Here is a 20,525-nt window from a genome sequence, read left to right on the forward strand (position 1 = left end):
GGGGGTCCCCCCGGCCGAAGGCTGGGGGAGAACCATCGAAGGGCGGCTGGTGCGCGAGTCGCCCGCCGAGCGATGCGAGGCGGGGGTATGAGCGACACGACCAGGCCGAACATGGTGATCGTGGGCGGCGGCCTCAGCGGCCTGTCGACCGGTTGCTACGGCCAGATGAACGGCTACCGCACCAAGGTGCTGGAGATGCACGAGATCCCCGGCGGCTGCTGCACCGGCTGGGAGCGTGGTGACTTCACGTTCGACCCCACCGTCAGCTGGCTGCTCGGCAGCGGCCCCGGTAACGAGATGCACCAGATCTGGCTGGAGCTGGGAGCCCTCCAGGGCAAGCAGATGCGCAACTTCGACGCCTTCAACGTCGTGCGCGGGCGGGACGGCCGGGCGGTCTACTTCTACTCCGACCCGGACCGGCTGGAGGCACACCTGCTCGGGCTCTCGCCGGCCGACGCCCGCCCGATCAGGCAGTTCTGCGGCGACCTGCGCCGGTTCCGCCGCTGCCTCACGCTCTACCCGTTCCTCAGCCCGGTCGGGCTGATGAGCCGCTGGGCGCGGTACCGGATGCTGGCGTCGTTCATCCCGTACTTCAACCTCATCCGCCGCTCGCTCGGCATCCTCATGACGGACTACTCGCAGCGCTTCCAGGACCCCTTGCTGCGCGAGGCGTTCAACTTCATCCTCTACGAGAAGCACCCCAACTTCCCGGTGCTGCCGTTCTACTTCCAGCTGGCCGCCCACGAGGGCCTGTCGGCCGGGGTGCCGGAGGGCGGTTCGCTCGGGCTGGCCCGCTCGATCGAGGACCGGTACAGGCGGCTCGGCGGCGAACTCCTGTGCAACACCAAGGTGGTGGAGATCCTCGTCGAGGACGACCGCGCGGTGGGGGTGCGGCTGAGCGACGGCACCGAGATCCCGGCGGACGTCGTGGTCTCGGCCTGTGACGGCCGGGCGACGGTGATGGACCTGCTCAAGGGCCGGTACCTGAACGACACGTACCGCCGCCTCTACACCGAGTGCATCGACCAGCGGGACCAGGTCTTCCCCGGCTACGTCGCCGTCTTCCTCGGCCTGCGCGAGCCGTTCCCGGTCGGCGACCCGTGCACGACGTACCTGCTCGACGAGGAGCTCGCCGGGCGGCTCACCGGGATCCGGCACCCGAGCATCAACATCCAGTTCCGCAGCCGCCACTACCCGGAGCTCTCCCCGGCCGGCACCGGCGTCGTGTTCGCGAGCTACTTCAGCGACATCGCCCCCTGGCGGGCGCTGAGCACCGGCCCCGAGCAGGCCGCCCGGATCCGCCGCGGCGAGGAGCTGCACACCCTGCCGGTCGGGCGCGGCCGGGAGTACCAGCGGGAGAAGCGGCGGGTGCGCGACGCCGTCATCGAGCTGCTCGAACGCCACCACCCCGGCATCCGGTCCGCGATCACCGTCAAGGACGTGTCGACCCCGCTGACCCAGCTGCGCTACACCGGCAACTACGACGGCTCGGTGCTCGGCTGGCAGCCCTTCGTGGAGAGCGGCGAGACCATGGAGGAGGAGATCAAGCGCAACGGCCCGGTGCTGCCCGGCCTGCGCGACTTCTACCTCTCCGGGGTGTGGGCCACCACCGGCGGCCTGATCCGGGCCGCCGCCTCCGGCCGGCACGTCATGCAGTTCATCTGCCACGACGAGGGCCGCCCGTTCACCGCGACCGTGGACGACAGCGCGCCACCGCCCACCCATCTCGTTGACCGTGTAGGCCGGTTCTGAGGAGCACCTGTGGTTCGGATCGAGAAGTGGATCGTCCGCGAGCACGTCGAGGGCGTGCCGGACGTCGAGCGGATGTACGAGAAGGTGGTCGAGGACGTCGAGGTCCGGCTGGCCCCGGACGAGATGCTGTTCCGCACCCGGTACGTCTCGGTGGACCCGTACCTCCAGGGGATCACCCTGGACACGCCCATCGGCGACCACGCGGGCGGTGACTCCGTCATGGAGGTGATCGAGGCGGGGCCGCAGGCGCGGTTCGCGGTCGGTGACCTCGTGCACGGCTTCGGCGGCTGGCGCAGCCACGTCATCGGGACCGGCGCCGCGACGCCGTGGCAGACCGGGACGTTCCCGATGGTCTTCCCCGAGTACCGCCTGCTCGACCCCGCGGACTACGACGAGGCGCTGCCGCTGTCGACGGTGCTCGGAGTCCTGGGCGGCTCGGGCATGACGGCGTGGGCGACGGTGACGAAGTTCCTGGACGTCCGGCCCGGGGACACCGTCGTGGTGGGCGGCGCCTCCGGCTCGGTCGGTTCGCTGGTCGGCCAGCTGGCGCGGCTGCGCGGCGCCCGGGTGGTCGGCACGACCGGCTCGCCCGCCAAGGTGGCGCGGCTGAGCGAGCTCGGCTTCGACGCGGTCGTGCTGTACCGCGACGGGGACGACCCCGAGCGGCTGCGCGAGGACCTGGCGAAGGCGGCGCCGGCCGGCGTCGACCGGTACTTCGACAACCTCGGCGGGACGCTGACCGACGTCGTGTTCACGATGCTGAACATCGACAGCCGGGTCGCGGTGTGCTGGCAGTGGGCCAGCCAGGTCGGCGGGGACTGGACCGGCCCGCGGCTGCTGCCGATGATCATGTTCCCGCGGACGACGATCCGCGGGATCTTCGCGCCGGAGTGGTTCACCGACGAGAACTGGGCGGGTCTGCGGGAGGAGGTGGGCGGCCTGGTGCGGCGCGGCGAGATCGCCTACGAGCAGACCGTGCACCGTGGCTTCGACAGCATCCCCGCCGCCTACCGGAGCCTGTACACCGACCGGGCGGCCAGCCGGGGCAAGGTACTCGTCGAGCTCTGAGCCGGGGCTACGGCTTCCAGACGTACCGGACGTCGGGCTCGCGCTCCTCGTTCGCGCTGCCGTCGGTGCGGCGGCTCTCGACGAAGCCGTGGCGCTCGTAGAAGCGCTGCGCCGGGGTGTTGACCTGGAACGTCCACAGTTCCAGGCCCTCGGGGCAGCGCTCCTTGGCGACCTCGACCAGCCGGTCCCCGATGCCGCGGCCGCGCCACTCGGGGGCGAGGTAGAGCTGGTCGAGGTCACCGTCGTGGAGCACCATCATGCCGACGACGGCGCCGTCGGCCACGGCGACCCACGTCTCGCGGGTGGGGACGATCTTCTCGACGAACCAGGTGCGGACCTGGTCGTCGGGACGGGGGCGGCGGACGGTGGGCAGCGCGGCGTCGTACGAGCGCAGCCAGACCTCGGCCACCGCCTCGGCATCGGCGGCGTCGGCACGCCGGATCACCGGCTGGTCGTTCGTCATGGGCGGGATTCTGCCACCCGGTCCGCCGAATGAGAACGGGATTTCCCGGGGGAGGCGTTGGCGGATCAGCGGCCGTGCGGTTATGCTCCCCGGCGATGACGAATCACTCCTCTCTCAGGTTGGAGGTCCCGTCCGCGCAAGGTGAGTGCTGATGGCCACTCACTCCGCGAACCGGGATCCCCGTCTCCTCCGCTGGCAGCGCGTGCGCGAGTTCGCCGTGCCGCCCACCATGATCGAGTCCGCGACCGTCCGCCGCCGCACCGGCGACTGGGCCGGGGCGTGCGCCGCCGCGCGGCTCGACGTCGACCTCGACCTCAAGGCCGCCGCCCGTACCCACGGCCGTGCCCTCGTCGAGCAACTCCGCGCCGACCTCAGGAGGTTGGCGCCCGACCTGCTGCGCTGGCACCTGCCCAGGACCGCCCCGAACGGGCTGCTGCGGGCCGGCCTGACCATCCCGCTCGCCCGCTACGCCGGCACCGGGCGCGACGGGCGGAGCCCCGTGCACCTGGTGGTCCGCACCCCGCCCGCGTGGGCGGACGGCGGCCAGCGGATCAGCCTCGCGCTGTGGTCCGACGACACGGACGCGGGCCCTCACCCGCATCCGCGGCCGAGCCGCCGCTACCGGCTCGACCTGCACCGGCACCTCTGGGACGCCGACCGCGCAGGCGAGTTGGGCGCGCGCGGCGGCGACGACGCGGCGCAGCCGGTGCATCCGGCGTTGCCGCCGGGCCTGCCGTGCGCCGTCGACCGCTGGGCGGCGGAGGCGCGCATCCTGCTGGCGGCCGACGGGCTGCCCGCGGGCCCCGTCGCCGTCCGGCTCGGGGGCCGCCACCGGCTCGTCCTCGACTCCGACGGCACACCCGCGCCGGGCCCTACGGACGGGCTGCCGGTGCTGCCCGACGCGGCGACGTGGACCCCGCCGGACGTGGAACTGCTCCGCACCGGGCTCATCGAGGCCGACCGGCTGCACCCGCTGGTGGCCGCCGCCCTGGCGCCCGGTCACGTCCCGGCGGCCCGGGTGCGGCGCCCGGACGGGCCGCGGTTCGTCGACTGCCGCGGCTCCCGGCACCAGATCGGCCTGGTGGACGGGGTGTTGGCCGCGCTCGACCACGATCCCGAGGAACTCCGCCGGGAGGAGCTGCTCGTCGGCCTCGGTGGCCCACCCCTGCCGTGCCTGCGGGCGATCGACCTCACCCACAAGAGTCCGGCCGGGCTCGACGGCGTCCGTGAACTCCTGGACCACGGCGACACGGCCGGGGCCCTCGCCGTCGTCGAGGAACTGCTCGGCCCGGCCGCCGTGCTGCGTGACGGCCCGCTGCGGGACGAACTGGATGCCGCGGCACAGCGCCGGATCGCGTACGGCCTCTACCGCGCCGGCCTGGCCGGCGGTCACTGCCCGCCCGGCCACTGCCCGTCGGGCAAGCCTCGTCCCCGCGGCCACCGCCCGCACCCGCGGCACACCCACTGACGCTGACCCGCTTTCAAAAAGGTGATCTCCATGGCTCTTTCCGTCCTGCCCGAAAACTCCGAACTCGCCGTCGCGGCCGACCTGTTGGCGCTCCTCTCCGACACCGCCACCGAACCCCGCCCGGACGACCAGCTGGAGGCCCTGACCCTCGCCGTGGCCGCCGACCTCCCCGTGCTCCTCTGGGGCGAGCCCGGCATCGGCAAGACCGCCGCCCTCACCCAGCTGGCCACCTCCCTCGACCTCCCGCTCACCACCGTGATCGCCAGCGTCCACGAGCCCTCCGACTTCTCCGGACTGCCGATCGTCGGCGACGACCCCGCCGAGCAGGGCGTCCCGCTGGCCCCGCCGGACTGGGCCGTGCGCCTCGTCCGGGCAGGGCGCGGGCTGCTGTTCCTCGACGAGCTGTCCACCGCGCCGCCCGCCGTCCAGGCCGCGCTGCTCCGGCTGGTCCTGGAACGCCGCATCGGCGCGCTCCGGCTCCCGCCCGGTGTCCGGATCGTGGCCGCCGCCAACCCGCGCTCCTCGGCCGCCGACGGCTGGGAGCTGAGCCCGCCGCTCGCCAACCGCTTCGTCCACCTCCAGTGGGTCCACGACCACGAGGTCGTCGTCCGCGGCCTCGGCGGCACCTGGCCGCGCGCCACCCTGCCGAGCCTCGACCCGGCCGCCCTTCCCGAGGCGGTGGCCTTCGCCCGGCGCGCCGTCTGCGGGCTGCTCGCCGCCCGTCCCAAGCTCGTCCACCAGCTGCCGAGCAGCGAGGCCCGCCGCGGCGGCGCCTGGCCGTCCCCGCGCAGCTGGGACATGGCGCTGCGCCTGATCGCCTTCGCCACGGCCGCCGGCTCCACGCGGGAGGTCCTGTCGCTGCTCGTGCGCGGCACTGTCGGGGACGGTCCCGGGCTCGAACTCCTCGCGAGCATCGACCGGATGGACCTGCCGGACCCGGAGGACCTCCTCGCCGACCCGGCCGCCGCCGTCCTGCCCGAGCGCGGCGACCTGCGCCAGGCCGTCCTCGACGGCGCCGTGGCCGCCGTCCGCAACCGGCCGACGCGCGAACGCTGGGACGCCGCCTGGGCGTTGCTCGTCCGCGCGCTGGAGACCGGTGCCCCGGACGTCGTGGTCGTCCCCGCCACCACGCTCGCCTCGCTGCGCCGCGACGACTGGGACGTGCCGGCCGCGATCGACCGGCTCGCCGGGGCGGTGGCGCTGTCCCGGCGCGCGGACGCGGCGGCGGGCCGGGTGGCGGACCGGGTGGCGGCGCTCGCGGGCAAGGGCGGCCGGTGACCGCGGCCGCCCTCGGCCTCGACGTCGACAAGCTCTTCGCCGCCCGCCTGCTGGCCGTCCGGGCCCGCCCCTACCTGGCGACGGCGCTGTTCGCCCTGCACGTGGCGCAGTCGCGGGCCGTGCCGACGATGGCCGTCGACGCCCACTGGCGCTGCTACGTCTCCCCGGGCTTCGTCGCCCGGACGCCGGTCGAGGACCTCGCCGGGGTGTGGGTGCACGAGGTGTCGCACCTGCTGCGCGACCACCACGGGCGCAGCGAGCGCTATGCGAAGCGGCACGGACTGACCGGCCCGGCGGAGCAGCTGCGGATGAACATCGCCGCCGACTGCGAGATCAACGACGACGTCTACGGCGACGGCCTCGTGTGCCCCGAGGGGGCCGTCGTCCCGGCCGACCTGGAGCTGCCGGCGGGCGAGCTGATGGAGGACTACCTCGGCCGGTTCCGGCTCGGGCAGCTCACGGAGCACCTGGCCTGGCTCGACTGCGGCAGCGGTGCCGACGGCCGTCCGCGCCCGTGGGACCTGGGCCCGGACGGCGCCCACGGGCTCAGCCGGCAGGAGCGGGACGCGGTGCGCTTCCGGGTGGCCGAGGGCATCGCGGGCCGGCCGGGGAACACCCCGGACGGCTGGCGGCGCTGGGCCAAGGAGGCGTTCCACCCGCCGCAGCCGTGGCGGGAGCTGCTCGGTGCGGCGGTCCGCTCCGCGGCCTCGGGCGGCGGTGTGGGCCAGGACTACTCGTACGGCCGCCCGGCCCGGCGCTCGGTGAGCCTGCCCGGGACCGTGCTGCCGAGCCTGCGCCGCCGCCCGCCCCGGGTGGCGGTGGTGGTGGACACCTCGGCCTCGGTCAGCGACGCCGAACTGGGCAGCGCCCTGCTGGAGGTCGCGGCGATCGCCCGCGCGGTCGGCGGGCGGCGGGACCTGGTGACGGTGCTCTCCTGCGACGCGGCCGTGGGGACGGTGCACCCGCTGTGCAAGGCCGAGGGCATCCCGCTGATCGGCGGCGGCGGCACGGACATGCGGGAGGGTTTCACGGCGGCGCTCCGCACGCGGCCCGACGTCATCGTGGCGCTGACGGACGGCCAGACGCCGTGGCCGTCGGCCAAGCCGCCGTGCCGGACGGTCGTCGGACTGTTCCCCCGGGGCACCCCGAGGTGGGCCGAGGAGAACCCGGACTACGAGCCCCCGCCCGGGCCTCCGGCCTGGGCGCGGGTGGTGACGATCGGGTGAGCCTCGTCGTCCCGGCCGCGGGCGGCGAGCAGCGGACCGAGGGCGCGGGCGCCCTGACCGGTCCGGCCGCCGGGGCCGGGGAGTGCGGTGGTGCGGGTGGCGGTGACCGGTCCGCCGCAGTTCCCGCAGGCCATGACGGGGGTGGCGGCGTGGCCGCAGTCCCCGCGGCGGACGTGGGCCGGCGGTCCCGCCGCGTCCGGGTACCAGCGGTCGCCCGGGTTCATCAGGGCGAGCAGGACGGCGTGCAGGTCGGCGCTCTTCTCGGTGGCGCGGCAGTGCTCGCGCGGCGGGTGTCCCGGTAGCGCTCGCGGACGAGCGCGCCCTCGTCGACCAGCCGGGCGAGCCGGGCCGGTGGGGGGCGTCGCCCGGCGGTGTCAGTCCGTCTGCGCCAGGTGTGCGTAGACCACGACGTTGCCGACGTCGCCGACGTCGCCGCGGGCATCGGCGGAGTCGCCGTCGCACGTGATCAGCCGTAGTCGCGCGTCGGCCGCCGCGGCGTGGGCGCGGTCGTCCGGGAAGCCGGCCTTCGTGTCGGCCTCGACGGCGTCGACCGCGAACCGGACGGTGTGCCGGTCCGCGCGGGTGATGTCGATCAGGTCGCCCCGGTGCAGCGCGCCCAGCCGCCGGAACACCGCGGGGCCCTGACGGGTGTCGACGTGCCCGAGCACGACGGCCGTGCCGATCTGACCGGGGGAGACGCCGCCGTGGTACCAGCCGGCGAGGTTCCGGTCGGTCCCGGACGGCGGCTCAAGCCGCCCCCGGCCGTCGAGCCCGACCCCCGCGACCGGCGCGTCCACGCCGATCCGGGGGATCCGGATCCGCGTCGGCACGGCCGGGCCGAGCCCCTCGGGGGCGGTCCGGTCCGCGGCCGCCGGGGCCCGCACGGTGGCTTCCGTCGCGGGCCCGCACGCCGCCAGCCCGCCGCCGACGGCGAGCAGCAGCACCCACCGGCCGGCCACCCGTCGCCCCTGGTTCGTGATCCGCATCCGGACAGACAACCGCGCCGACCGCCCCGCCGCACGGCGACGCGCCCATGGCCGCGATGCGCTCGCTCCGTCTCAGGACACCAGCGGCTCCTCCGCCACCTCCGTCAGCCGCACCGTGCACAGGCCGCCGCGCTCGGCCTTCACCTCCGTCACCTTGAGCTGCGTGCCCGGCAGGAGGATGAACTCCTCCTCACCGGTGAAGGACGAGAAGTCGCGGATGCCCACCGCCCGGGCCGGAACCACCTCGAAGAGCGTCCGCTTCCCGCGGCCGCCGAGGAACGACCGCGCCACGCTCAGTTCGGACGTGCACGAGGAGACGCCCCACCACGTCACCGTCCGCCCGAGCGGGTACTGGGCGCGGAGGTCCAGCGGCACCCCGCGCCACAGCGGCGCGGTGCGCGCCGGCAGCCCGGACACCGCCGCGAACAGCAGGCGCAGGTAGGGGAGGTACGGCACGATCCTCGTCCGGTCGGGGGAGCGCAGGACGGCGTTGATCTCGCGGTAGAACGCCGACTCGCACGTGTAGAGGTACAGCGCGGCGATCGCGTCGGCGGAGAGCCCCCGGCCCGCGTCGGCGTCCGCCCGCCGCTTGCCGAACTCGTGCGAGCGCTCGACGTGCCCGCCCAGGCCGCGCAGCAGCTCGGCCACCGGGCCGACGGCGTCCCGGAAGTCCATCAGCGGGGTGTCGAACACCCCGGTGATCGCCGGGAGTTCGAGGCCCTCGTCCTTCACGCTCGCGAGGCGTTCGAGGTACAGCTGGTGCAGCTCCATCGTCGACGCGATGAACGCGCCCATGCGCTCGGCGACGCCGTCGTCCGCCTGGCCGCCGCCGGCCGTCTGCTGGTTCCAGCCCCTGCTCGGCAGCCAGTCGACCTCGTCGAGGCCGAGCGCTGCGAGGGCGGCGTTCACCGTGCCGAAGTGCTCGCCGTCGCAGAAGATGTCGCCCTGCGCGGCCGGGTTCGCGTGGTCGATGTGCCGGACCTCGACACCGGGGTACTTCTTCTCCAGCCGCTGCACGACCCGCTTCAGGCTGCGCGCGTGCGCGCCCCACCACGCGAAGACGACGGCGCGGTCCTCCTCGGCGGCGTCCTGCTTCGCGCTGAGGATCTCCTCGACGATCCGCTCCGCCACCGGCCGCCAGAAAGCGGTGTGCCGCTCCGGGCCCGTCACGCCGTCGCTGCTCGCGGTCAGCGCCGCGTTGAGCAGCAGCACGCCCTGGGTGAGCATCGCCTGGAACCACTCCGGCGGCTGGACGGTGTCCCGCTCCTTCAGCAGGGCGCGCACGTCGGCGATCGGCGTCTTCTTGGGAATGCCGTACTTCCACATCGCCGCGGCCTTGATGATGCAGCGGATGCTGACGACCCGGCCGAACTGGCTGTCCTTCCAGTCGTGGAAGGTGTTGTCGAACATCGCGATGCCGGTGGCGCTCTCCGGCCGCGGGTACGGGTTCTGGCCGAAGACCACCACCTTCCACTTGTGCGGCGCGTTGGGCTTGAGCGCCTGGAAGGTCAACTCGCGGACCGGCACGACCTCGGGGGCGCGGTGCGGGCCGATGAAGGAGGCCGCGTCCGGCTGCGCCTCGATGACCGGCTTGAGCAGTGGCAACCAGGGCTCGCCGCCGCCCTTGAACAGGTCGGCGAGGAGGAGCGGGTCGTTCGGGTCGGGCTGGGCGGTGGCTTCGCTCATGGCGGCACAACTCCTTGGTTCTCACGCGGTGCTGACGTCGGGAAGACGCTGCCGACAGTACGAGGACCCACCGACAACGGCGCCGGCCGGCGTTGTCGGTGCGGCGCGCTAGCTTCGTGACCGTTGGAAGAACGCGACCAAGAACGCGATGACGAACGCGATCCCGATCGGAGCACGCCCATGGACCGCACGCAGCCGCCGCTCAGGGTGGTACTGACCGACCTCAACACGACCGTGGTGCGCGCGTGGCAGGCCGCCTTCGCCGACACCCCGGGGATCGAGATCCGCACCGGCTCGATCCTGGAGGAGAGGGTCGACGCCTGGGTCAGCCCCACCAACTCCCGCGGCCGGATGGACGGTGGCACCGACGCCGCCGTCAAGCGCCACCTCGGCGCCGGCATCCAACTGCGCGTCCAGCGCGCGATCCGCACCGGCTTCGCCGGTCACCTCCCGGTGGGCGCCGCGGTGTGCGTGCCGTCCGGGGCGGACAACCCGAAGTTCCTGATCTCCGCCCCGACGATGGAGGAGTCCTCGCAGAACGTGAGCGAGACGCTCAACGTCGCCCTCGCGTGCGCCGCCGCGTTCCAGGCGGTCCACCAGCAGAACCGCAAGGCCCCGGGCAGCATCCGCTCCGTGGCCCTGGTCGGCATGGGCGCGCAGACCGGCCGCGTCCCCGCCCGGGTGTGCGCCAACCTGATGTGGACGGGCCACACCCTCTTCCACGACCACGACTTCGAGGACTACGCCGACCTGCGCACCACGGTCCTCGCCCAGCTCGACGACCTGGAGAACGCCCCGGCGGACCGGCCCGTCCGCCTCACCCCGCCGGCGGCCGCCGGGCGCCGCACCCGCTGAGACCGTCGGGCCTCCGGCTTCAGAACCGCCTTACCCCGGCGGCGGAGAATCCGGGGGCTTCGGCCGAGAGCCGGCCGTGACCCGAGGGTTCTGGGGGTCGAGATGACCAGTGAGACGACGGGCGCAGCGACGGGCGTGGAGACGCTGCCGGACTTCCCGATGACGCGCGGCTGCCCGTACCACCCGCCGGCCGGCTACGGGCGGCTGAGGGAGGCCGGGCCGGTGGCCCGGGTCCGGCTGTTCGACGGGCGGACGGCCTGGGTGGTCACCGGGTACGAGGAGGCGCGGCGGCTGCTGATCGATCCGCGGCTCTCCTCCGACCGGGCGCGCCCGGATTTCCCGGTGCTCGTACCGAGGATGGCGGCGGCGAAGCTCACGGCGCTGGTGGGCATGGACCCGCCGGAGCACGACGTGCAGCGGCGCATGCTGATCCCCAGTTTCACCGTGAAGCGGGTGAACGGCCTGCGCCCGGCGATCCGGCGGATCGTCGGGGAGCGGATCGACGCCATGCTGGCGAAGGAGCGGCCGCAGGCGGACCTCGTGCAGGAGTTCGCGCTGCCGGTGCCGTCCACCGTCATCTGCGAGCTGCTCGGTGTCCCGTACGCCGACCACGAGTTCTTCGAGGAGCAGACCCGCCGCATGGTGCTGGCCAGCAGCACGGCGGAGGAGGCGGCCGCGGCGAGCGCCGCACTGATGGCCTACTTCGACGAGCTGATCTCGGTGAAGCAGGCGCGACCGGGGGAGGGGCTGCTCGACGAACTGATCGCGGACCGCCTCGCCACCGGTGAGCTGGGGCGGACCGAACTGACCTCGATCGCGATGTTCATGCTCGTCGCCGGGCACGAGACGACCGCGAACATGCTCGCGCTCAGTGTCCTGACGCTGCTGGTGCACCCGGAGCAGCTGGCCCTGCTCCGGGCCGACGAGGGCGCCGCCGCGGGGGCGGTCGAGGAACTGCTCAGGTTCCTCTCCGTCGCGGACGAGCTGCAGCGGGTGGCGGCTGCGGACATCGAGATCGGCGGCGTCGTCATCCGCGAGGGCGAGGGGGTCTACCTGCCGAACGCGGCGGCCAACCGGTCCGCGGAGGTCTTCCCTGACCCCGACCGCCTCGACATCCGCCGGGCCGACCGGCGCCACCTGGCGTTCGGCTACGGCGTCCACCAGTGCATCGGGCAGAACCTGGCACGTGCCGAGCTGGAGATCGCGCTGTACGAACTGGCGGTCCGGATACCGGGCCTGAGGCCGACGGAGCCGGTCGAGGCGCTGGCCGTCAAGCCGGGCGGCTCCGTGCAGGGGGTCTACCGGCTGCCCGTCGCCTGGTAGTCGAGGGCGGTACCGGAAAGGCCGTGGTGGGGCCGGGCGCTGCGCCCGGCCCCACCACTCTTGGCGTCAGGCCGACGCGAGCTGCTCCTCCAGGAAGGTGACCACGGCGGCGGGTGTCGGGTGGTCGTACAGCAGGACCGCCGGCAGCAGCAGTCCGGTGGCCTCGCAGAGGCGGTTGCGCACCTCCAGGGCGGAGAAGGACGAGAAGCCGATGTCGAGGAAGTTGTCGTCGGCCGCGATCTCTCCGGGGGCGGAGTGGCCGAGCACCTCGGCCGCGTGGACGCGGACGAGGTCCAGCAGCGACAGCTCGTCGGTCTGGCCGGTCTGGCCGGTCTGGCCGGTCTGGCCGGTCCCGTCGGACCGGTCGGCCGCTGCCCCGGCCTCCTGCCGCGGCTCGGCCGCTGCCCCGGAGATAGCCGTCCCGGCCGTCGTCGAGACCGCTCCGGAGGCCGCGGTGGGACCGGCCGGGACGGTGACGTCCGTCCACCAGTAGTTCCGGTGCTCGAACGGGTAGGTCGGCAACTCGGCGGGCACCGGGCGGTGGTCGCCGTACCAGGCCTCCCAGCGGACCGACCCGCCCGCGGCGTGCAGCCGCGACACCGCGGAGACCAGGGACTCCTCCTCCGGCCGGTCGGGCAGCAGGACCGGTGTGACCACCGGAGCCGCGTCCGGCAGGCAGGCCCCCACCATGGGGGTGAGCACGGCGTCCGGGCCGACTTCCACGAACGCCCTGGTCCCGGCCTCGTGCAGCGTGGCGACCACGGCGCCGAAACGCACCGGCGAGCGGAGCTGGCGGGCCCAGTACTCCGGCTGCCGCAGTTCGTCGACGGTGACCGGCCGCCCCGTCAGGTCGGAGACGACCGGGATCGCGGGCGGGCGGAAGTCGAGCCCCGTCACCACCGTGCGCAGCCGGTCGAGCGCCCCGTCCATGTGGTGCGAGTGGAAGGCATGGCTGACGCGTAGCGGACGGGTCCTGCGGCCCTGGGCGCCGAACCGGGCCACGATCTCGCGCACCGCGTCCGCGTCGCCGGAGACCACGGCCGAGCTTGGCCCGTTGACGGCCGCGAGGTCGGCCCGTCCGTCGTACTCGGCGAGGACGGCGAGCACCTCCTCCTCGGACGCCTCGCAGGCGGCCATCAGCCCACCGGCCGGCAGTTCCTGCATCAACCGCCCGCGCGCGGCGACCAGGGCGGCGGCGTCGGCCGTCGACAGCGCCCCGGCCGCGTGAACCGCGGTGAGACCGCCGAGCGAGTGTCCGGCCACCCGGTCCGGCTCGGGCAGCAGGTCGCCGAGGAGACGGAAGAGGGCGGTCTCCAGGGCGAAGAGGGCGGGCTGGGCGTACTCGGTGCGGTCGAGCAGCGCGGCCTCCGGACTGTCCGGTGCCGCGAAGAGCAGCGACTTCACCGGACGGTCGAGCAGCGGTCCAAAGGCCTCGCACACCTCGTCGAGCGCCACCCGGAAGACCGGCCTGCTCTCGTACAGTTCCCGGCCCATGCCGATCCGTTGGCTTCCCTGGCCGGTGAACACGTAGGCGGTGGGCAGGCGCTCGGCCGCCGTTCCCCGCACCGCGTGGGGGGCCGGCCGGCCGGCCGCGAGCGCGGCCAGCGCGGCGAGCCGCTCCGCGGGGGAGCCGGGCAGGACGACCGCGCGGTGCTTGAACGCCGTCCGGCCGAGCGCGAGGGTGCGGCCCACCTCAGCGGGGGCGGTGTCCGGTGCCCCGGCCAGGTGGTCGTGCAGCCGGGCGGCCTGGGCGCGCAGCGCCGATTCGGTGCGCCCCGACAGCGTCCAGGGCGCGAGCGGGGCCGGGCCGTCCGGGCGGGCGTCCTCGGCCGTCGGGTCCTGGTCCGGGTCAGCGTCTGCCGGAGCCTGTTCGAGGATCACGTGCGCGTTGGTCCCGCTGATGCCGAAGGAGGACACCCCGGCGCGGCGCGGCCGGCCCCGGTCGGGCCACGGCAGGGCCTCGGTGAGCAGTTCGACGGCGCCGGCCGACCAGTCGACGTGCGGGGTCGGCTCGTCGACGTGCAGGGTGCGCGGCAGCACACCGTGCCGCATGGCCTCCACCATCTTGATGACGCCCGCGACGCCCGCGGCGGCCTGGGTGTGACCGATGTTCGACTTGAGTGAACCCGTCAGCAGCGGCTCGCCCTCCGGCCGGCCCTGCCCGTACGCGGCGAGCAGGGCCTGCGCCTCGATCGGGTCCCCCAGGCGGGTGCCGGTGCCGTGCGCCTCCACGGCGTCCACCTGCTGGGGAGCCAGTCGGGCGTCGGCCAGCGCCTGGTGGATCACCCGCTCCTGGGTGGGGCCGTTGGGAGCGGTCAGGCCGTTGCTCGCGCCGTCCTGGTTGACCGCGGAACCGCGCAGCAGGGCCAGGATCCGGCGGCCGTTGCGGCGGGCGTCGGAGAGGCGCTCCAGCAGCACCAGGCCGGCGCCCTCGGCGAACCCGGTGCCGTCGGCCGCCGCGGCGAACGCCTTGCAGCGGGCGTCCGGGGACAGGCCGCGCTGCCGGCTGAACTCCACCAGCAGCATCGGGGTCGCCATCACCGTGACGCCGCCGGCCAGCGCCAGGTCGCTCTCGCCGCGCCGCAGCGACTGCGCCGCGAGGTGCATCGCGACGAGCGAGGACGAACAGGCCGTGTCGAGGGTGACGGCGGGTCCTTCGAGCCCCAGGTGGTAGGCGACCCGGCCGGAGGCGACGCTGGTCGCGTTGCCGGTCATCAGGTGGCCCTCGTACCCCGCGGGCACCCGGTCCGGCGGCGGGACGTACGCCTGGGAGACCAGACCCGCGAAGACGCCGGTCCGGCTGCCGCGCAGCGAGTCCGGTGCGATGCCGGCCCGCTCGAACGTCTCCCAGGCCACCTCCAGAAGCAGCCGGTGCTGGGGGTCCGCGGCCACCGCCTCGCGCGGCCCCATGCCGAAGAACGCGGCGTCGAACCCGCCGGCCCGGTCGAGGAACCCGCCCTCGCGGGTGTACGTCGTGCCGGCCCGGTCGGGGTCCGGGTCGTAGAGCGACGCCAGGTCCCAGCCGCGGTCCTCGGGGAAGCCGGAGACGACGTCGCGCTCCTCCGTGACCAGCCGCCACAGGGCCTCCGGGGAGTCGGCGCCGCCGGGGAGGCGGCAGGCCATGCCCACCACGGCGATCGGCTCGTGCTCCCGGTCCTCCAGCTCCCGGATCCGCTTGTTGGCCTGGCGCAGGTCGGCCGTGGCCCTCTTCAGGTAGTCGCGGAGCCGGTCCTCGTTGCTCACCACTGTCGCTCTCTCTTCTCCTGGCGTCGGCTTGGTCGGGGCGCGCTCGGGGTCAGGACGCATCCAGTTCCTCGTCGAGCGCGCGGAACAGTTCCTCGTCGGTCGCCGTTTCGAGGTCGACCTCCGGCTCCTCGGAGGGCCCGGCGGCCAGTTCGTCCCACCGCCACAGGGCGGCGCGCAGCCGCTCCCGCAGCCGCGGGAACTCCCCGCTGTCGACGCTCACCGAGGCCAGGAGCCGGTCCAGTTCGGCCGCGGTGTCGTCCGGCGCGAGCAGCACGAGCAGGTGGCCGGCGAGCGCCGCCGGGGTCGGGTGGTCGAACACCAGCGTGGTCGGCAGCCGCAGCCCGGTGGCGGTGCCGATCCGGTTGCGCAGCTCGACCGCGGTCAGCGAGTCGAAGCCGGCCTCCTTGAAGGCCCGGTCGACGTCGACGTCGTCCGGGTTCAGGTGGCCGAGCACGGCCGCGACCTGCTCGCGGACGAGACGCAGGAGCACCTGCGCCCGTTCGGGACCGCGCAGCGCGGCCAGTCGGTCCGCGAGGGTGGCGGCGGACGCGGCGGTGCCCTGGGCGGCCCGTCGCACGACCTGGCCGCGCACCAGCGAGCGCAGCACCGCCGGGAGTTCGCCGCTGCCGGCCCGTGCGCGCAGCCCTGCGGTGTCCAGCGGCGCCGGGACCAGGAACGGCCGGCCGTCCGCGAGCGCCGCGTCGAACAGTGCCAGGCCGACGGGCAGCGGCATCGGGACCAGGCCGCCGCGGGCGATGCGGGCCAGGTCCGCCGCGGCCAGGTGCCCGGTCATCCCGCTCGCGTCCTCCCACATGCCCCAGGCGAGGGACACCGCGGGCAGGCCCTCGGCGCGCCGCTCGCGGGCGAGGGCGTCCAGGAAGACGTTCGCGGCCGCGTAGTTGGCCTGCCCGGCGCCGCCCAGCAGGCCGGAGGCGGAGGAGAACAGCACGAACCAGGACAGGTCGAGACGGCGGGTCAGCTCGTGCAGGTTCCAGGCCGCGTCCACCTTGGGCCGCAGCACCGCGTCCACCTTCTCGTCGGTCAGGGACGCGAGGACGCCGTCGTCCAGGATGCCGGCGGCGTGGACGACACCGGTGAGCGGGTGTTCGGGGGCGATGCCGTCGAGCAGCCGGGCGAGCGCCTCCCGGTCGGCCGCGTCGCAGGCGGCGATCCGCACGTGTGCGCCCAGCGCGGTGAGTTCGGCGACGAGTCGGTCGGCACCGGGGGCGTCGGGGCCGCGGCGGCCGGTCAGCAGGAGGTGCCGCACACCGTGCTCGGTCACCAGGTGACGGGCCAGGGCCGCCCCCAGGGTGCCGGTGCCGCCGGTGACCAGGACGGTGCCCCCGCCGACGGGGGTCGCGGGCAGTGTGAGCACGACCTTCCCGACCTGCCGGGCCTGCCCGAAGTAGCGGAACGCGGCAGGTGCGTGGCGAACGTCCCACGTGGTGACGGGCAGCGGCGTCAGCGCCCCCTGTTCGAACAGGTCGAGCACGCGGGCCAGCACCTCGCCGACCCGCTCGGGGTCCATGCCGAGCAGTTCGAAGGGCTGGTACTCGACCCCCGGCCGGGCCGCCGTGACGGCCGCCCGGTCGCGCAGGTCGGCGATGCCCATCTCGACGAACCGGCCGCCGGGGCCGAGCAGCCGCAGCGAGGCGTCGATGAACTCCCCGGTCAGCGAGTTGAGGACGACGTCGACACCGTGGCCGCCGGTCGTCGTGAGCACCCGCTGCTCGAACGCGGTGCTCCGGGAGGACGCCAGGTGCTCGTCGTCCAGGCCGAGGGCGCGCAGTGCGCCCCACTTGCCCGGGCTCGCCGTGGCGAACACCTCGGCACCGAGGTGCCGGGCGACCTGGAGGGCGGCCAGGCCGACGCCGCCCGCTCCGGAGTGGATCAGCACCCGCTCGCCGGGCCGCACCCGGGCCAGTTCCACGAGCCCGTAGTAGGCGGTGGTGAAGACGGCGGGCACGCCCGCGGCGGCGGCGAAGGACCAGTCGGCCGGCATCCGGGCGACTAGCCGCCGGTCGGCGACGGCCACCGGTCCCACCGCACCCGGCACCAGGCCGAACACCCGGTCCCCGACGGCCAGCCCGGTGACGCCGGGGCCGACCGCCAGCACCGTCCCGGCGGCCTCGGTGCCGAGCGGTGCGCCGACCGGGACCACGCCGAGCGAGGTGAGCACGTCCCGGAAGTTGAGCCCGGCCGCGCGGACCGCGATCCGGACCTCCCCGGCGCCGAGCGGGGCCCCGGCCGCCGGGTACGGGGCCGCGTGCAGGTCGTCGGGCGACCCGCCGGGGGTCTCCAGGCGCCAGGTGGAGCCGTCCTCCGGGGTGGCGAGCGCCGGTTCCGGTGCCGTCCTGGCCAGCCTCGGCACGAGGATCCGGCCGTCCCGGACGGCGAACTGGGGCTCGCCGGTGGCCAGTGCGGCGGCCAGGACCAGCTCGGAGGCGGGTTCGCCGTCGCTGTCGACCAGGACGATCCGCTCGGGGTGCTCGGTGGCCGCGGACCGCACCAGGCCCCACAGCGGTGCGGCGGTGAGGTCGACGGGGTCGCCGGGGGCGGCTGGCACCGCACGGCGGGTGAGGACCACCAGGCGGGTCTCCTCGTCCCGCTCCTGGTCGGCAAGCCACTGCCGGAGCCGTGCGAGCACCGCGAGCACGGCGCCGCGGGCGGCGTGCGGGACGGGCTCGCCCGCGGCGGACGCCGTCTCGGTCTCCAGGAGCTCGTACGGCGGTGGCACGGCCGGGCCGGGCTCCGGCAACTCGGTCCATTCGAGCACGTGGAGCCCGTCGGCCCCGGCCCGGGACGATGCGGACCGCAGCCCGCCGGGCGCGACCGGTCGCAGGGTGAGCCGCTCCGCCGTCGCCACGAGGGCGCCGGTGGGGTCGGAGACGGAGACCGTGACGGTGTCCTCGCCGCCGGTCCCCGGTGTGACGGTCACGCGGAGGGCGGTGGCCCCGGCGGCGTGCAGGGCGACCCCGGACCAGCTGAACGGCAGCCGCACACCGGTGCCGAGGAAGTCGCCGAGCCCCATGGTGTGCAGGGCGGAGTCGAGCAGTGCGGGGTGCAGCGCGAAGCGGGCGGCCTCGGCGTGGTGCTCGGGGCTGAGCGACACCTCGCCGTGGACGCTGTCCCCGGCCTTCCAGGCGGCGGTGAGGTTGCGGAACGCGGGACCGTACTCGTAGCCCAGCGCGGCGAGTTCCTCGTAGAGCCCGTCGGCGTCCAGCGGGCTCGCGCCGGGCGGCGGCCACTCCGGCGCTCCCTCGGTCGACGCGGTCCCGGCCGACGCCTCGGGGGCCAGGACGCCGGAGGCGTGTCGCAGCCACGGCGCGTCGGGCTCGGCCGTGTCGGGCCGGGAGTGGACGCTGACACCGCGCCGGCCGTCTTCGTCGGGCGCCTCCACCGACACCTGCAGCCGCACACCACCGCGCTCGGGCAGCACCAGCGGCGCCTCCAGGGTGAGCTCCTCCACCCCGTTGCCGCCGATCTGCTGGGCGGCCTGGAGGGCGAGTTCGAGGAACGCGGTCGCGGGCAGCAGGGGGGTGCCGCTCACCGCGTGGTCGGCGAGCCAGCCGTGGGACTGGTGGGAGACGCGACCGGTGAGCAGCAGCGCGCCGTCGGTGGCGAGCGTGGTGGCACCGGTCAGGAACGGGTGGTCGGCCGCGTCGAGGCCGAGGCTCCCCGCATCGCTGTGGGCCGCAGGGCCTTCCAGCCAGTAGCGCTGGTGTTGGAAGGGGTAGGTGGGGAGGTTGGGGGGTGGGGTGTGGGTGGTGGGGGTGGTGGTGGGGTTCCAGGTGATGGTGTGGCCGTGGGTGTGGAGGTGGGCGAGGGATTGGTGGAAGCGGTGGAGGGTGCCTTCGTTGCGGCGGAGGGTGCCGGTGATGGTGGGGGTGGTGTGGGGGTTGGTGTGGGTGGTGGTGTCGTGGATGGCGGTGGTGAGGACGGGGTGGGGGCTGATTTCGATGTAGGTGGTGTGGCCGTCGTTGTGGAGGGTTTGGATGGCGGGTTGGAAGAGGACGGGGTTGGCGAGGTTCTGGTACCAGTAGTCGGGGGTGAGGTGGGTGGGGTCGAGGTAGGTGTTGGTGAGGGTGGAGTAGAAGTTGGTGGTGGTGGGTTGGGGGGTGATGTCGTGGAGGAGGGTGTTGAGGGTGTGTTGGAGGGGGTGGACGTGGGGTGTGTGTGAGGCGTAGTCGACGTTGATGGTGCGGGCTTGGATGTTGTGGTTGTTGAGGTGGGTGACGAGTTGGGTGAGGGTGTGGGGGTTGCCGGCGATGATGGTGGTGGTGGGGCCGTTGATGGCGGCGATGTGGAGGTCGGGGTGGTTGTTGAGGTGGGTTTGGGTTTGGTCGGGGGTGAGGGGGATGGAGGCCATGGCGCCGGTGCCGGCGAGGGTTCGGAGGGTTTGGGCGCGGAGGGTGACGATTTTTGTGGCGTCGTGGAGGGTGAGGGCGCCGGCGATGTAGGCGGCGGCTATTTCGCCTTGGGAGTGGCCGATGACGGTGTCGGGGTGGATGCCGTGGTGTTGCCAGAGTTTGGCGAGGCTGGTGTTGATGGCGAAGAGGGCGGGTTGGATGACGTCGACGCGGTCGGTGGGGGGTGCGTCGGGGTGGCCGTTGAGGACGTCGAGGAGGTTCCAGCCGGTGTGGGTTTGGATGGCGTTGGCGGTGGTGGTGAGGTGTTGGGTGAAGACGGGTGAGGTGGTGAGGAGTTCGCGGGCCATGCCGTCCCATTGGGGGCCTTGGCCGGGGAAGACGAAGACGGTGCGGCCGGGTGGGGTGGCGGTGGCGGTGGTGAGGTGGGGGTGGGGGGTGTTGGTGGCGAGGGCGTTGAGGGCGGTGAGGAGTTCTTCGCGGGTGTTGTGGGGGGTGGTGGTGATGGCGGCGCGGTGGGTGTGGGTGGCGCGGCCGGTGGCGAGGGTGTGGGCGATGGCGGCGGGGTCGGTGTCGGGGTGGGTGTGGGTGTAGGTGTGGAGTTGGCGGGCTTGTTCCCGGAGGGCTTGTTCGGTGTGGGCGGAGAGCAGGAACACGGTCGGGCCGGTGGCGGACGTGACCGGCTCCACCGGCCCGGTGTCCTCGATGCGGTCCTGTTCGAGGATGACGTGGGCGTTGGTGCCGCTGATGCCGAAGGAGGAGACGGCGGCGCGGCGGGGGCGGTCGTGTGCGGGCCATGCGGTGTTG

General features: G+C 74.3%; 13 protein-coding genes. 7 read left to right on the top strand and 6 right to left on the bottom strand.

All coding sequences use genetic code 11. The features are described from left to right. The first annotated feature begins 111 nt into the window (after positions 1–111). The gene (locus tag AB0C76_RS31295; protein WP_359972073.1) at positions 112–1,752 is read left to right on the top strand and encodes an NAD(P)/FAD-dependent oxidoreductase; all 1,641 of its coding nucleotides are present in this window, start codon (positions 112–114) and stop codon (positions 1,750–1,752) included. Between the two features lie 9 nt (positions 1,753–1,761). Then, positions 1,762–2,820 (top strand): NADP-dependent oxidoreductase, encoded by a 1,059-nt coding sequence (locus AB0C76_RS31300; protein WP_359972052.1) that lies wholly within the window; start codon positions 1,762–1,764, stop codon positions 2,818–2,820. Positions 2,821–2,827: 7 nt separating this feature from the next. On the opposite strand, the gene AB0C76_RS31305 is transcribed toward AB0C76_RS31300, so the two are convergent. After that, the gene (locus AB0C76_RS31305; RefSeq protein ID WP_359972054.1) at positions 2,828–3,283 is read right to left on the bottom strand and encodes a GNAT family N-acetyltransferase; all 456 of its coding nucleotides are present in this window, start codon (positions 3,281–3,283) and stop codon (positions 2,828–2,830) included. Positions 3,284–3,434: 151 nt separating this feature from the next. Between AB0C76_RS31305 and AB0C76_RS31310 the strand changes: the two genes are divergently transcribed. The 3 genes from AB0C76_RS31310 to AB0C76_RS31320 are packed head-to-tail and all read left to right on the top strand — an operon-like array spanning position 3,435 to position 7,255. Further along, positions 3,435–4,751 (top strand): hypothetical protein, encoded by a 1,317-nt coding sequence (locus tag AB0C76_RS31310; protein WP_359972055.1) that lies wholly within the window; start codon positions 3,435–3,437, stop codon positions 4,749–4,751. A gap of 30 nt (positions 4,752–4,781) precedes the next feature. Beyond that, the gene (locus AB0C76_RS31315; RefSeq protein ID WP_359972057.1) at positions 4,782–6,029 is read left to right on the top strand and encodes a MoxR family ATPase; all 1,248 of its coding nucleotides are present in this window, start codon (positions 4,782–4,784) and stop codon (positions 6,027–6,029) included. After that, positions 6,026–7,255: a VWA-like domain-containing protein gene (locus AB0C76_RS31320; RefSeq protein ID WP_359972059.1), complete on the top strand. Its 1,230-nt coding sequence runs from the start codon at positions 6,026–6,028 to the stop codon at positions 7,253–7,255. Before AB0C76_RS31315 ends, AB0C76_RS31320 begins: the two co-directional genes overlap by 4 nt. On the opposite strand, the gene AB0C76_RS31325 is transcribed toward AB0C76_RS31320, so the two are convergent. The 3 genes from AB0C76_RS31325 to AB0C76_RS31335 all read right to left on the bottom strand — a co-directional run bounded on the left by AB0C76_RS31325 (position 7,201) and on the right by AB0C76_RS31335 (position 9,927). Then, positions 7,201–7,479 carry a hypothetical protein gene (locus tag AB0C76_RS31325; RefSeq protein WP_359972061.1) on the bottom strand — a complete coding sequence of 93 codons (279 nt, stop codon included), beginning with the start codon at positions 7,477–7,479 and terminating at the stop codon, positions 7,201–7,203. The genes AB0C76_RS31320 and AB0C76_RS31325 overlap by 55 nt on opposite strands. A 150-nt stretch (positions 7,480–7,629) precedes the next feature. Continuing rightward, positions 7,630–8,241, bottom strand: coding sequence for a class F sortase (locus tag AB0C76_RS31330; RefSeq protein WP_359972063.1), 612 nt, complete (start codon positions 8,239–8,241; stop codon positions 7,630–7,632). A gap of 72 nt (positions 8,242–8,313) precedes the next feature. Beyond that, positions 8,314–9,927 carry an ADP-ribosyltransferase domain-containing protein gene (locus AB0C76_RS31335; protein ID WP_359972065.1) on the bottom strand — a complete coding sequence of 538 codons (1,614 nt, stop codon included), beginning with the start codon at positions 9,925–9,927 and terminating at the stop codon, positions 8,314–8,316. 180 nt (positions 9,928–10,107) lie between these two features. Between AB0C76_RS31335 and AB0C76_RS31340 the strand changes: the two genes are divergently transcribed. Beyond that, positions 10,108–10,782: a macro domain-containing protein gene (locus tag AB0C76_RS31340; RefSeq protein ID WP_359972066.1), complete on the top strand. Its 675-nt coding sequence runs from the start codon at positions 10,108–10,110 to the stop codon at positions 10,780–10,782. Between the two features lie 102 nt (positions 10,783–10,884). Then, complete coding sequence (locus AB0C76_RS31345; RefSeq protein ID WP_359972068.1) at positions 10,885–12,105, top strand: cytochrome P450; 1,221 nt, start codon at positions 10,885–10,887, stop codon at positions 12,103–12,105. Between the two features lie 66 nt (positions 12,106–12,171). On the opposite strand, the gene AB0C76_RS31350 is transcribed toward AB0C76_RS31345, so the two are convergent. Then, positions 12,172–15,348 carry a beta-ketoacyl synthase N-terminal-like domain-containing protein gene (locus tag AB0C76_RS31350; RefSeq protein WP_359972070.1) on the bottom strand — a complete coding sequence of 1,059 codons (3,177 nt, stop codon included), beginning with the start codon at positions 15,346–15,348 and terminating at the stop codon, positions 12,172–12,174. A gap of 52 nt (positions 15,349–15,400) precedes the next feature. Continuing rightward, on the bottom strand, positions 15,401–20,525 hold a 5,125-nt coding region (locus AB0C76_RS31355), incomplete at its 5' end, for a type I polyketide synthase (protein WP_359972072.1).

It is taken from the genome of Kitasatospora sp. NPDC048722, from assembly GCF_040650235.1.
GTDB lineage: Bacteria > Actinomycetota > Actinomycetes > Streptomycetales > Streptomycetaceae > Kitasatospora.